The organism is Streptomyces sp. NPDC001507, from assembly GCF_042894765.1.
GTDB lineage: Bacteria > Actinomycetota > Actinomycetes > Streptomycetales > Streptomycetaceae > Streptomyces.
On sequence record NZ_JBIAVV010000023.1, the window covers coordinates 1 to 12,967 of the forward strand.

Sequence of the window (12,967 nt, forward strand, 5' to 3'; positions counted from 1 at the left end):
CGTCCTTGATGCCCATCCGTGATCCTTCCCAGCAGAGGGGACACCTCATGCCAGACGGGTCACACCGGGGCATACACAATCTTTAGGACAGTCCCCGGCCGGGTTCTCTTCACTGGTCTCAATGTGGTGGTGAGTGTGGGGAAGCAGGGGTGTCAGGTTCTTTGTGGCGTTCCGACGCGTCCTGCAGCAGCTGGCGCATGCTGCTGATCGTGCGTTCCAGGCGGGCGGCGGTGGTCCTTACCGTCGCCCGCGATGCCTGTGCCTGGAGTTCTCCCCTCAGGACGAGTGCCTGCGTCTCGGCGTCGGACAACAGGGTGGACAGCTGGGCCAGCAGATCGGTCTCGGTCTCGGTGCGTAACAAGGTTGCCTGTTTGCGTAGTTGCACGTTCGTTTGGTGCAGGCCGACGAAGATGTTCGCCTTGGCGCGCAGCACCCAGGGTTCGTACGGCCGCGACAGATAGTCCACGGCACCGGCCGCATATCCTCGGAAGGTGGCGTGGGGACTCGTTCCGGCCGCGCTGACGAAGATGATCGGGGTGTCGCGAGTCCGGTGACGGCGTTTGATGTGCGCGGCGGTCTGGTAGCCGTCCATTCCCGACATCTGGATGGCGAGCAGAATGAGGGCGAATTCGTCGTCGTTCAGCGCCTTGAGTGCGTCCTCGCCCGACGAGGCTCGGATGAGTGTCTGGTCGAGCGCATCGAGGGCGGCCTCCAGGGCCAGCAGGTTCTCCGGCTGGTCGTCGACCAGAAGGATCTTGGCCTTCGTGTCTGCCGCGGAGGGCAGTGCGGGGTGCCTGGTGTCCGTCCTCTGAGCCGCAGGTGGCTGTGGGTGGACCCGTTCCTGGGGTTCCGGGGCCGGGGGAGGCTGGTCGGCGGGTGGAGAGTCGATGTGTGTGGCGACGCCGAGGCGTTTCAGCAGCCGTTCCTCCAGTTGAGCAAAAGACCGTTCGGGTGCGCCGACGGCGTCGGTACCTCCCGGGTGCGTAACCCAGGCGGTGAAGCTCGGGGAGTGCCGGACAGACGCTGCCAGGCGGTCGGCGATCAGGCGTGCGGTGCGCAGTAACTCGCGGGCGGGGAGTGTGCCGAGGAGGATGCGCCGTGCGTCGTCGGAGAAGTCGAAGAACTCCGGCTGCGGCGACCAACCGGTGGTGTCCTCAGCGGTGTTGTGCATGAGGCCACCGAGGAAGACCTCTACGAGGTGCCCGGTGTCCGTCGGAGGGCCAAGGGCTTCCTGCACCATGCGCATGACGGTCGGAGTGACGGGCGCCACGGCCGCGAGGTGAGCGGCGAGCCGATACGCTTCCGGGCTGGCCGCGTCGCGGAAGCGCAGTACGGCTTCGTCGTCCGGACCGTGCCGGGGCTCGGCGTGACGCCGGGGTTGAGTGACGGACCGCCCGATGTCCCACAGCGGCAGCACCGCGGTCGCGCTGGGTGAGGCAACCAGCCGGGCCCAGTCGCCGACGGAGGCCAGGGTGGGTTCGAGAACCGGGACGGGGACGGAGTCGAAGCCGACGAGATCCGCCGGCAGTGTCGGGTCGGTGACGTGCCAGGCGGTGGTGGGACCGCCCCTGCGGACACTGGTGACGTGCCACAGCCGAGTCGTGATGCCGGAGTTCCCCCAGAGCCGAGCGGGCAGCGCCTGCAGGATCGCGGTGGGTTGCCGTCGGGCCCACAGGGCTGCTGCCTCGCTCATCCGGCCGTCCCACCAGGCGTCGCCGACACCGTCGCTGACCACGAGGACAAGGGTGCCGCCGGTGGGGTCGCAGAGTGCGGCCGGCGGAAGGTAGGGACCTTGCTGCCGGTGGGGGCGGTTACTCAGCAACGGGGCGTGGGGACCTCGGGTGTTGAGTCCGAGTACGCGGACGTCCCGGAAGGCCCCGGCCCGTTCCATCAGTGTGCGGATCTCGGAGGCCAGACGCTTCCACAGGACCATTGACACGCCGTCGTCGACCAGCAGGGCGAGGGAGAGCCAGCGGCTACGGGCGGGGCTCATTACAGTCTCAGGCAGACCCGTCTCGGCCATGGCGTCCACCGTCCGTGCCACGTCCAGTTCCTGACGGTGCCGATCGGGAAGCCGCTGCCGCAGTGGCCGTAGCGCCTTGCCGAGCGTGAGATGACGGCTGGGCAGGATAGGGGGGCCCGGAGCGCGTACGGCGTGCGCTCGGTGTGGCGCGCGCTCCGCCTTGCCGCTGTCCTTGCCCCTCGGGGCCGCGTGCAGCGGGAAAAGGCGGCGCGGGGCGACGCCCGGCGGCAGGTGCAGGCCCGATGGCGCGGAATCGTCCCCGCCGGGGACTCGGCGCTCACCCTGCTCGGCGGCCTGCCGCGAGGGGGCGGCCGGGGCCGGACGTCGGGCCAACGGAGCGACGTCGCCCGGCAGGTTGCTGGCCAGCCACAGGACGTCGAGGAGTTCCTCGTCGGTGAGGGCGACGCCGCTTCTAGTCAGGATCTCTCTCAGACGTCCCAGCATGCCCTCATACCGCCCCGCCGAGTTGGTGCAGAACGGCGTCGAGCAGTCCGCCGGCGTCCAGATCGACGCCGCCCTTGCGCAGGAAGATTGCGTTGAGGAGCTGATCGGTCGCGAGTTCGCCGGGCGCGCGGCGGCCGAGGAACTCCTCCAGCAGGTCATCGATGTCGTGGAGCGCCTCGGGGCCGAGGTGCGCGGCGACGATGTCCCGCAGTCGCTCCTCGTCGGGCTCGGGCAGGTCGAGACGGACGCACCGTCGGAGGAAGGCGGGCGGGAACTCGCGTTCACCGTTGCTGGTGATGACCACGACGGGGAACTCACGGCAGCGGACGCGGCCGCGGACGACGGCGGCCGACGCATTTGGATCGTCGGTCCGGACGTGGACCGTGGCATGTTCCTCGGAGAGGCGGCTGAGCTCCGGAATCTCGAACTCGCCCTCCTCGAACACGGTGAGCAGGTCGTTGGGCAGATCGACGTCCCCCTTGTCCAGCTCGTCGACGAGTAGGACCCTGGGGCGTTCATGGGCCAGCAACGCGCTGCCCAGAGGCCCGAGTCGAACGTACTGGCCGATGCCCGGTTCGGAGCCGTCCATGTCTCGGCGGAGGTTCGCTTCCCGCATTCGGCCGATCGCGTCGTAGTTGTAGAGGGCGTCCTCCAGGGTCGAGCGGCTGTTGATCGGCCAGTGCAGGACGGGGCCGAGGGCGAGTTCGAGGGCGATCGCGTGGGCCAGGGAGGACTTTCCGGTACCGGGGTGCCCCGTGACCAGCAAAGGCCGGCGAAGGTGGAGAGCGGCGTTGACGATGTCCGCGTCGTCGGGGTCGATCAGGTACGGGCGGTGGCGTGCGGTCTGCGAGCCATCGGGCTCCTCCGGGTGGAATCGGCGCCACGGCGGGGCGGGCGGGAAGGTGACCGCGCGGGACAACCCATCGCCCCGGAAGAGCCGCCAGTCACCGTCGCTGGACGGGGTGGACTGGCCGGTGGCAGCGGATTCTGCGGCGGTCATGACGCGTGAGCTCCTTCTTGGGGGTCCTGCAGGGTCAGCGATTCGGGCCGCGGTCGCCGGCCGTGCTCCTCCCAAACGAGTGCGGGGCGCGCGGGGTGCGTCTCCGGCTCGTCGAACGCCGTCCCGCGGAAGACGCGGACCCGCTCTGGTAGATCGCCGAGCGGGCCAGTGAGGTCCAGCTGTTGCAGCCCGGCCGCGTCTGCGGGGTAGTCGGCCCGCCGGTCCCAGAGGACGACCGGGACGCCAAGGGCCAGGCAGAGTTCGAGCAGTGCGTCCCGCTGTTGCGGGGAACCGTGGAGCACGACCTGGGTGGCGTCACGGTGAGTGGTCTGCAGCAGCCGCCTAAGCCGTGGCCGAGTGACATGGTCGTCGTCGACCACCAAGGGGGCCGCGCATCCGCTCTCCCAGCGCCGCCGGTGCTCGCGTTCCCTGCCGCGCACCAGGTCGCTCATCTCCGGGCAACTCAGGGTGATGCAGAACTCGGCGCCGATCGGCTGGTCGGGCACGAACTCGTTGGGTGCCCCGGGGTTCCATTCGTCGATGGGCAGATGGAGGCTGTCACGGGCCACTAGAACCGTCACGTGGGGCGCGGCAGTCGGGCCGAGTTCGTCCGCGACGACCTCGACGGCGTCGCGCACCCGCCGGGCCACCTCCTCAGGTGTCCTCGGCGCGCTCTCCGCCTCGTGGAGAGGGGTGTGCGTGCCGTCGGCACGGGCGAGCAGGATGCGGCAGTAGTAGCTCTCGCTCGGTGCGGTCCGCGCGCGGGAAACTTCGACAACGACGCGGGAGAAGGGGGGCGACTGCCGGGCAGCCCAGCGGCCGGCGTCGGTGCGGCGCTCGGCAAGCGCCGCTGGATGGATGCCGGTCCGGGCGGCCACCTGATCGGACCAGCTGCGCAGCTCCGCCCCCGCTTCCCTTCCCAGGGCGGCGGCCACGCATTCGACCAGGCGGAGCAGGGCAGGTACGGGCGGTGTGCCGTCCGGTACGCGCTCGCTGTCGGAGACGGTCTCCAGGTGCTCGACGACGTTCTCGAGGTCGTCGGTGAAGAGATGCGTGCGGTTCAACTGGTCGGGCAGCCAGGTGTAGCGCAGGGCCTCGCGGGCGGCGCGAGGTATCAGCGTGGGCTGCTCCTTGCAGATGCCGCGGAGCAGTTCCAGTAAGTGCTCGCACTCGTCCAGGGACAGGAGCAGGCACAGTCCGCCAGCACGGGCGCGGGTGAGGACGTCCGTCAGGTGGGTGCGCTCGTCCTCGCCGGTGAGGGCCGAGGCCAGGGTGCTGCTGAGGGAGGGCAGGGCGCGGGGATGGGCCGCCACGAGTGCCGCGAGGTCGGGCATGGTCGGTTCATGGCCGTCAGGGACGGTGTATCCGAGCCGCCGTGCGAGGGCGCGGGCATGTGCTGCGTAGGTGAACCGGCCGCTGAGCATCGACCACAGGAGCCGCTCCGTTTCCTGCTCGGCGGGGCTGCGTTGCGTCGAAGGCCGGGCCGTCGGGAGGACAGCGCCAATCTCGGCCAGGTGGGGCGGACCGTCGGCGTACTGTCGCAGAAGTGCCTCGAAGTCGCCGTCCTGGACGAAGCAATATGCCGGGACGGCCCGCAGGCGGCGGTTGCCGTAGGACCGGTCATCGCGAATCACCACGCCTACCAGGTGGTCCTCGCAGAACACTGCGGTTCCCGAGGCGCCCCCCCAGGCCTTGCGGCCGTCGTCACGGAGGCTGGGTGCAGGCTCCTGGTCGAGTGCGTAAAGACCGCGAGCCCCGGAGGACAGCGGAGGCAGGACCCCTCGGAGGTGTTCGGCGTCGCGACCGTCTTCTGCGGATGCCAGTGGAAAGCCCAGTCCCTCGTAGCGCAGCGGGGCCGCGCCCACGGGGTGTCCCCATCGAACCGACCCTGATACCTCGATCTCGTCGTCTGTGAGCAGCAGGGCGACGTCCAGGTCCTGCGGATGGATCCAGATCTGCTCCGCTCCGGTGCGTAAAGTCTCACCGCGACCCGGATGCCCCACTCTGACCTGGATTTCCTCCCAGTAGGCGCCGCTGTCGCCGTCCCGGAGGATGTGCGCGGCAGTGAGCACCAGTCGAGGTGCGACGAGATAGCCGGAGCCGACGCGATGACGCTGCCGCGTGGTCCCGCTGCGGATCATCACCAGTCTGCGCGGGTCCATCACTCCTCGTCCCAGGACCCGGTTTCCGTATCGCTGATCTCGGGACTGGAGCCGCCGCGGGCCCGATCCCGGACCGACAGTTTCAGCGTCAGTCTGTGGGCGCGGACGGTGGAGTGCTCACCGCCCGCGCCGACGGTGGCCACACCGAAGCTGACCTTGCCGTCCCCCTTGCCGCTGTTGCGCAGCTCCAGGTGCAGATCTAGTTCGGCCTCCTCGATGCCGAACGCAAATTGCTGACCTGCCCCCAAGTCCTGCGCCTGATAGAGCTCCTGCCGCAGTTCCTCGATCGCCGCAGCAAGACCGATCTCAGCCATCCGACCCCCCAACGCGCACCGTGCCTTTGGGGCAGTCTGCCAAGGATTTGAGCTCGGGCGCCCGGGCTTCGGGGGAACGGGCGCGTCAGGGTGCTTGTCCGGCGGGTGATACGGGTCCGCGCTCGCCGTTGCGCGACATCCCCCACAACGATCCGCTGCACCACATTGAGAACGGGGACAGTCAGATCCGGCGCCGGCCACGCGCGCCCGTGCCACGACGAAGGCGGGCTGGTGCGCATACTCGGCGGATGCCGTAGACCTCGATCACAGGGGGTGAGCTGTACCGAGATTTGTGACCTCTCCGTTCCAGGAGAGTCCAATCGGGATGTGCGTGACGTGCGGCGGGGTTGTACCAAGGCGCCGGAATATTCATTTAGGGCAGTGCTTTGGCCCAGGCCAAGGCGTTGGGGCAGCCTGCTTTTGCTGCACCTTCGCAGGCTTGTCGGAGGGTGGGTGTGAGGGCAGGGTTGCCGGTGGCGATGAGTGCGTGCAGGACTGAGCTGATCTCCTCGCACACTGCGACCGGGCCGTTGAGGTGCGTCAGGACGTGGGCGGCGAGCTGGGCGGTTTCGGCGGGGTGTTCGGCCAGGACTGGTGAGTCTTTGAGGTTGCGGAAGAAGAGGAAGGCTCCGGGGAAGCGCGAGGGTGACTTCACGAGAAGGCCGACTGCTTCGGGGAAAAGGTCCCCTGCGGGGAGGACCCAGTCGAGCATCTGTCCGCCTTCGTCGGCGGTGAGTCGGACGGGGCGGTTGTCCAGGCGCCGGGCCCAGTAGTCCTTGATCCAGCGTTCCCAGTTGCCCTGGGCTTCGGCTGGCTGCAGTTTGTTGAGTCGCCAGCCGATGTGCTGCGCCCACAGTCTGCGGTCGGTGCCGTTTGAGGAGCTGAGGAAGGCGGTGAGGATTCCGTGCTCTGGCTGGGCGGCGGTGGCACTGTACAGGCACAGGTCGGCGACATGGTTGATCAGCGTCGGCCGCAACCGCTCGTCCTGGATGTGGGTGAAGCCCTGCAGGAGCGAGGGACGTAGCAGTTCAAGGACACGCTCGTTCCAGTACGGGGCGGCCAGGTAACCGGTCCACGCGGCCCGCGCCGTGACGGTCTCGGCGGCCCAGTCGAAGGCGGGGAGCAGGTGCGCGGTCGTCCAGTTCTCGTCGATTGCGACCAGAGCCGGGAGGTTACGGTCCGGGAGAAATTCGCGTCGTGGGTTGGCGAGCGCAGGAAGATTCCGGGCGCCCGGATCACGCTCGCCGACGAGACGACCGGCCAGGAACTGGTGATCTGGTCGCAGGAGAACTGACCTGGCCCCTCCGCGGAGTGCCGGACCGCCTTCTTCACGGCCTGCTACAGCTCGTACCGGTTCAGCCCGGCCTCCCTGGCGTGCGCGCCGATCGCGGCCTGGGCAGCTGCGGACGCATCGCGCCACCGTAGCCACTGAGCGGCGCGCTCATCGTCGTCCGGGAGGCCGACCAGACGACCTCGTTCTTCTCCAGCCGTGCGTTCCAGCTCGATCGGATTTTCGGAGATGTCCACGTGCGCGGATCTTATGAGGCGATCGGGCTACCCTGGGTACCGGACTGGCCGCTGACCAAGCGCGACGGACGTCTATCGCGGGTCGCCACCGCGCACGAGTTTCACGAGCAGTTCGGTGTCCCGAAGGTCGGGAAGTACGGTCTCGGCACCAGCGTCTCGCAGGGCCGCTTCGTCGCTGCGACCGGACGCAACAGCGATGACTCGCACATCGCTGGAGTGCGCTGCTTCGACGTCAGCCGGAGTATCCCCGATCACTACTGCATCCGCAGGGGACACCTGGGCGCGGCGAAGGGCCAGCTTCACGAGCTTTGAGCGCTGGTCGTCGTCTTCCCCGTAGGCGCCAAGGTTCCAGAGAATGTGCTGGTCGAGGCCGAACACTTGCAGCTTGATCTCGGCAACGGGGCGGATGTTGCCCGTGACGACGGTCTGCCGGATGCCATCGGCGGCGAGTAGTTCCAGGGCCGCTGCGGCGCCGGGCAGAGCGTGGCCGCGTTCGCGCAGGTCGGCTGCCTGGAGGAGATGTTCACCTGCCAACGCGGCTGCGAACCGTTCGAAGTCCTCGCGGTCGGTGGCCAAGCCCTGGAGCTTCGCGGTTTCTCTGAAGATGACGGCCTCCGTGATGCCGTCGATCTTGGCTTGCTTCCGCATGGTCAGTCCCGTGGTGCGCTGGAAGGCGGCGGCAGACAGCTCGCGGCCCACACCGCGCGTGTCGATCAAGGTGTGGTCGATGTCCCACAGGACCAGTTGCACCATCGAACCTCCTCAACTATCCATCGCGCAACGGAACATTATCCGTCACCCGAATGTCTTCGGGCTCTGCGTGAAGCAACGCACGCGGCCTTACGCTGACGGTACGAGACGCGCGCGTGAAAGGGGACGGGGCGGTGTCCTTAGCGAAGCTGCCCGTCGGTCAGAGGATCAAGCACTACCGGCGGAAGAACGGGAATCGCACGCAAGTGGCCATCGCCGGCCTATGCGGTATCACCGAACGCTACCTGCAACTGATCGAAGCCGGGAAGAAGATCCCCTCGCCGGACGTCCTTGCACGCATCGCAGCCGAACTGGGCGTCCCCCTTTCGGCGCTGCTCGCCGAAGAGCCGATGGAGGAGACGTCGGCTCCCCTCACGGCGGCTCCAGAGGTCGCCCGCGCGCTGATGGGCTATGGGCTGTCGATCAGCGCGGATCCTGCCAGTCCTGCCCATCTCAGGGAACGCGTGGAAGCGGTCTGGAGCTCTTGGCAGTCCTCAAAGGAACGGTTCTCGGAGGCGGCCCAAGTCCTTCCTGACCTGATCGCCGACGTCGAACACGCGGTCCGGGTGCACCGTCGCGGCATGGACGCCCGGGTGCGCCGGGAGGTCCTGCGCATTGCGGCGGACCTGTATGGACTGCTCCGGTCATACTGTCGACGTGCCGGGCGCCTAGACCTCTCACTCATGGTCGCCGACCGGGCAATCCGAGCAGCCGAGGACGCTGATGATCCCGTACGCATGGCGGCGGCACAGTGGAACCTCGGCCACGTCCTGCTCTCTCATCAAGAGGCTGCTGCAGTCGAAGAAGCCAAGGACATCGCAGTTCGCGCGATCGAAGACCTCGGACATGTGCCGCCCACGAAGGAGACCGCCGCCATGGCGGGAGCCCTGGAGCTGGTAGCCGTGGTGTCCGACGCGAACCGCCGGCGCTGGTGGGATGCGCGCGATCGGCTGGAGCGGCGGGCCGTTCCCCTGGCCAAGAAGGTCGGGGAGGGGGCCAACGTTCAGTGGACAGCCTTCGGGCCCATGAACGTGCACATGCACGCCATGAGCATTGAGATGTTGGCCGGAGAGGCGTCCGAAGGGCTACGCCTCGCAGACAAGATTGACACGAGTGTGTTGTCCAGCCGTGAGCGGCAGTTCACATTCGGCCTGGAGCTTGCCAGGTGCTACGACCTTCGGAGAGAGGACGCGGCCGCTCTGGTTCACTTGCTCGACCTGGAGGATCTGGCCCCGGAGGATCTGGCCCGCAGCCCACTCGCCAGACGCATGATCCTTGATCTTCAGAAGCGGGTGCGCCCCACCTTCCGCCGCCAGGTCACCGACCTCGCTGGGCGTCTCCAACTGCTCTGATCCTCACGAACTCCTAGTTCACCCGAACTCTTAGTTCGGGTAGCGCTGTTGAAATCGCCATACCTTCGCTGCACATCGCAAGCGAGGGGCGGATGACGGATGCTCAGCCAGACTGAACTGGAGTTGCACCCGGGTGGGATGCAACTGGCTCCCGTAGGGGTCCATTGGGATGTCGTGAAGGTCGGTCGGCACATCGCCGTCCGTGCGATCGAGCGAATCGAGACGCCAGGTGCCGTCGCCGTGGACCCTGCTCCCGCCGAGCCGGTGCTCTACTTTTTCGTTCCGTTGGGTAGCGCGGCTGTCTGGAACGTGCCTGAGACCACCGCACTGGGATTGAAGACCCACCTCGTGCTCCCATCCGCTGGCAAGGAGGCGCCTCCGGGCCCCTATTGGCTCATCGGCCAGGCCCAGGGGCTGACCCCGGCTGCTGTGCTTCGTCAGGCCTTGGAGGCGGTCCGGTGAGCGCCAGTGACCCCGCGACCTCGTTGGCTGACGCTGACACGATTGGCGAGACGCCAGAGATCGTCCGGGACACCGAGGCCATCGCAATGCCGATGGTGGCCCCAGGGGAAGCTGATCCGGCTGAGCCAACCTTCGAGCCGAGGATCGGCGACACGGTTCGGGACGTCGGCACGGGCAAGATCGGCAAGGTGATGGCCGCTGTAGGCACCTACGTGCAGCTGCGGCCGGTCCACGGGGGCATTGAGTGGGACGCGAAACCGGAGGACCTCAGGCCGGTCTCCGTCGCCGAGGCCCTTGGACCCGCCGTCGCCGCTGCGAATGCCCGCTCCAGGGGCGAACTGTAGTGGTCATGGCAGTCGGCACCGAGGCGGAGAACCTCTCTGCGGAATGCGCTCTGGCCGCCAGGCCGGGCTACAGCGACCTGCACGCGCAGTGCCGCCAGACCAAGGACATCCCGCTGCCCAACTACGCGGGAATCCTGCTGGCCGCCAGCTGCGACTGCTCCTGCCACCGGCGCACGAGTGCCACTCGCTGACCACAGCATTACAGCCCGCCCTCGCCCTGGTGCTGGCGTGGACGCCGATCTGAAGCACCTCCATGGCGGCCGCTCCGGGTTAGGGCCGCACCCAAGCTCGCCTCACCGGGCCACCGTCGAGCCCGTGAGGTGAGGCGTCCGCCTCGCCGGGTCTTCGGAAGCGTCCGGCGGGGCGGTTCCGTACGAAGGCCGCCCTGCCCGCAACGGATCGTGACTCGGCCGGGTGGTGACCGCAACTACCGGGAGGACAAACCTTAATGACCGTCGCACTGGACGCCTTGGCGCCCACGAAACCCAGCCCCGTGACGTTCCTCGAACTGGAGATCACGGGCCGCTGCCAGCTCACCTGTTCGTCTCTCTGCTACGCGAAGGCCGGCCCGACCGGAGGGCACGGCAGCATGACTGCCGACGACTGGAAACGGCTCATCGGGGAGGCGGCCGCGGCCGGCGTGAAGAAGGTGCAGTTCATTGGCGGCGAGCCGTCCCTGCACCCTGACTTCGAGGCGCTCGTGCACCGCGCCCTCGCGCTTGGCCTCCACGTCCAGGTTTACAGCAACCTCTACCGCGTGAGGCACCAGCACTGGGAACTGTTCGCCCACCCCAAGGTGTCCCTGGCGACGTCGTACTACAGCGACGTGGCAGAGGAGCACGAGCGGGTGACCGGCCGCAGGGGCTCTCACGGTGCGACCCGTGCGAACATCGTTCAGGCCGTCAACCGCGGCATCCTCTTGCAGGTCGGCATCGTCGAGGTGTTCGAGGGGCAGCGAGTCACGGAGGCTCGCGAGGAACTGCTCGCGCTCGGTGTACGCATGGTGAACACCGACCGCGTCCGCAGTGTTGGCCGGGCCGAGATCCATGTCCCGGGCACCGGGGACCTGTGCGGGCGCTGCGCCGACGGGCGCGCCGCGGTGATGACCGACGGCACCGTCACCCCGTGCGTCCTGGGCCGCTTCCTCGGCACGGGCAACGCGAAGACCGAGGGGCTGGCTGCCGTCCTGGGCGGCCAGAGGTGGGCGGACACCGCAGCGAGCATCCCGCGGCGCCCCGTCGCTGCGGCCGGCTGCACGCCCGCCGACTCGAACGACTGCGACCCGGCGAACACCGAAGCCTGCGACCCTGCATACGACTAGGACGAGAGGCCGGTGACAGACGATGGACTGGGAGACGCATGCATGGCGTCTGGCGACGGGCGTGGTCCGGCCGGAGTCTCGCTGGTACAGGGCGCTGGCAACGACCCCGCGGCACCTGTTCGTTCCCCGCTGGTGGGAGAACTCCGACGGCCTGTGGAGGTTGCGCGACGGTGTGTCCGATCCCGACGCGTGGATGTGGGCGACCTACACGGATCAGACCCTGGTGACCCGCGTCGGCCCGTTGCACGCCGACCAGGCCGAGCCGGGGGCCGTGCTCAAGACGGGCAGCCCGACTTCGTCGTCGACGCTGCCGGGTCTGGTCGTGACCATGTACCGGCACGCCATGATTGCCGACACCTCCCGTGTGCTGGTGACGACGGGGACCGGGTACGGCACGGCGCTCCTGTGCCGGCGACTCGGCGATGGGGCGGTCACCAGTGTTGACGTCGACGCCAGCCTCGTGCAGAAGGCTGATGAGCGGCTCGCCGCTATCGGCCTGCGCCCGCAGATGGTGTGTGCCGACATCACCGGGCCTCTCCCCGAAGACGTCGACCGGATCGTGTCCACAGTCTCCGTGCGGCCTGTCCCGGCCTCGTGGCTGACCGCTCTGCGCCCCGGAGGCCGGCTCGTCACCACGATCGCGGGCACCGGCCTGATCCTCGTCGCGGACAAGACCGAGGACGGAGGCGCCGTCGGCCGCATCACCTCCGACCCCGCCGGGTTCATGCGCACCCGGCACGGTGCGGACTACGAGGACGGGGCGAGGGAGGTGTGGGAGAAGGCTCGTTCGACCGACGGGGACGAGGTGACGATGAGCCGGTACCCGCTCCTCTACGTGCCAGACTCGTGGGACGTCATGTCGATGCTCGAACTCCTCGAGCCGGGCATCGAGCACCACACCGAGACCGCTGGCGACGTGCGCACCGTGTGGATGGTGCACCTCGACGGTTCCTGGGCCCGCGCCACGGCCACCGGATTCCTCGGCGCGCCCATCGTGCACCAGGGCGGCCCACGCCGCCTCTGGGACGCGCTGGAGAAGATCCGGAACCGGCTCAACCGGGAAGGCACGCTGCCGGTGTACGGGGCGCGGGCCCGCGTCGACCCGGAAGGGACCCTGGTCCTCTCGCGAGGCAAGTGGTCGGTGACGGTCCGCTGACCGCTGACGCATGGCCTCGCTCGTTCGCTACCGCGGCGAAGTTTCCGAAGCCCTTCTTGATGGCCAGCTGGCGGAGGGCGGTGTAGGAGCCGGTGAAGCTGATGCCGGCGGT

The 12,967-nt window shown here is 68.4% G+C and carries 14 protein-coding genes and 1 pseudogene; 7 read left to right on the top strand and 8 right to left on the bottom strand.

Annotation, left to right across the window (positions count from 1 at the left end):
- Positions 1-118: 118 nt before the first annotated feature.
- From ACFY0K_RS44455 to ACFY0K_RS44480, 6 genes and pseudogenes are all read right to left on the bottom strand, one after another.
- Positions 119-784, bottom strand: coding sequence for a two-component system response regulator (locus tag ACFY0K_RS44455; protein ID WP_390644761.1), 666 nt, complete (start codon positions 782-784; stop codon positions 119-121).
- Positions 785-1,027: 243 nt separating this feature from the next.
- Positions 1,028-2,467 (bottom strand): annotated as a pseudogene (locus ACFY0K_RS44460) (SAV_2336 N-terminal domain-related protein); the annotation flags it as partial.
- Positions 2,468-2,471: 4 nt separating this feature from the next.
- A complete protein-coding gene (locus ACFY0K_RS44465; protein WP_390644734.1) occupies positions 2,472-3,467 on the bottom strand; it encodes an AAA family ATPase in 996 nt (331 codons plus the stop codon).
- Entirely contained in the window at positions 3,464-5,629 is a 2,166-nt protein-coding gene (locus ACFY0K_RS44470; RefSeq protein ID WP_390644735.1) for a hypothetical protein, read from the bottom strand. Before ACFY0K_RS44470 ends, ACFY0K_RS44465 begins: the two co-directional genes overlap by 4 nt.
- Positions 5,629-5,943, bottom strand: a complete 315-nt coding sequence (locus ACFY0K_RS44475; protein ID WP_390644736.1) for a trypco2 family protein — start codon at positions 5,941-5,943, stop codon at positions 5,629-5,631. The genes ACFY0K_RS44470 and ACFY0K_RS44475 overlap by 1 nt, the downstream gene beginning before the upstream one ends.
- Before the next feature lie 373 nt (positions 5,944-6,316).
- Positions 6,317-6,919 (bottom strand): DUF4020 domain-containing protein, encoded by a 603-nt coding sequence (locus tag ACFY0K_RS44480; protein WP_390644737.1) that lies wholly within the window; start codon positions 6,917-6,919, stop codon positions 6,317-6,319.
- A gap of 150 nt (positions 6,920-7,069) precedes the next feature.
- Here ACFY0K_RS44480 and ACFY0K_RS44485 point away from each other — a divergent pair, with 150 nt between their 5' ends.
- Complete coding sequence (locus ACFY0K_RS44485; protein WP_390644738.1) at positions 7,070-7,237, top strand: hypothetical protein; 168 nt, start codon at positions 7,070-7,072, stop codon at positions 7,235-7,237.
- Between the two features lie 44 nt (positions 7,238-7,281).
- On the opposite strand, the gene ACFY0K_RS44490 is transcribed toward ACFY0K_RS44485, so the two are convergent.
- Positions 7,282-7,470, bottom strand: a complete 189-nt coding sequence (locus tag ACFY0K_RS44490) for a hypothetical protein (protein ID WP_390644739.1) — start codon at positions 7,468-7,470, stop codon at positions 7,282-7,284.
- Positions 7,471-7,542: 72 nt separating this feature from the next.
- A complete protein-coding gene (locus tag ACFY0K_RS44495; RefSeq protein ID WP_390644740.1) occupies positions 7,543-8,223 on the bottom strand; it encodes an HAD family hydrolase in 681 nt (226 codons plus the stop codon).
- A gap of 131 nt (positions 8,224-8,354) precedes the next feature.
- Here ACFY0K_RS44495 and ACFY0K_RS44500 point away from each other — a divergent pair, with 131 nt between their 5' ends.
- The 6 genes from ACFY0K_RS44500 (at position 8,355) to ACFY0K_RS44525 (ending at position 12,855) form a co-directional block, all read left to right on the top strand.
- Complete coding sequence (locus ACFY0K_RS44500; protein WP_390644741.1) at positions 8,355-9,572, top strand: helix-turn-helix domain-containing protein; 1,218 nt, start codon at positions 8,355-8,357, stop codon at positions 9,570-9,572.
- Positions 9,573-9,671: 99 nt separating this feature from the next.
- Entirely contained in the window at positions 9,672-10,034 is a 363-nt protein-coding gene (locus ACFY0K_RS44505; protein ID WP_351962534.1) for a hypothetical protein, read from the top strand.
- Positions 10,031-10,378 (top strand): hypothetical protein, encoded by a 348-nt coding sequence (locus ACFY0K_RS44510; RefSeq protein ID WP_390644742.1) that lies wholly within the window; start codon positions 10,031-10,033, stop codon positions 10,376-10,378. Before ACFY0K_RS44505 ends, ACFY0K_RS44510 begins: the two co-directional genes overlap by 4 nt.
- 5 nt (positions 10,379-10,383) lie before the next feature.
- Positions 10,384-10,569: a hypothetical protein gene (locus ACFY0K_RS44515; RefSeq protein ID WP_390644743.1), complete on the top strand. Its 186-nt coding sequence runs from the start codon at positions 10,384-10,386 to the stop codon at positions 10,567-10,569.
- 257 nt (positions 10,570-10,826) lie between these two features.
- Positions 10,827-11,699, top strand: coding sequence for a radical SAM protein (locus ACFY0K_RS44520; RefSeq protein WP_390644744.1), 873 nt, complete (start codon positions 10,827-10,829; stop codon positions 11,697-11,699).
- A gap of 22 nt (positions 11,700-11,721) precedes the next feature.
- Positions 11,722-12,855, top strand: a complete 1,134-nt coding sequence (locus tag ACFY0K_RS44525) for a methyltransferase domain-containing protein (protein ID WP_390644745.1) — start codon at positions 11,722-11,724, stop codon at positions 12,853-12,855.
- Positions 12,856-12,967 lie beyond the last annotated feature (112 nt).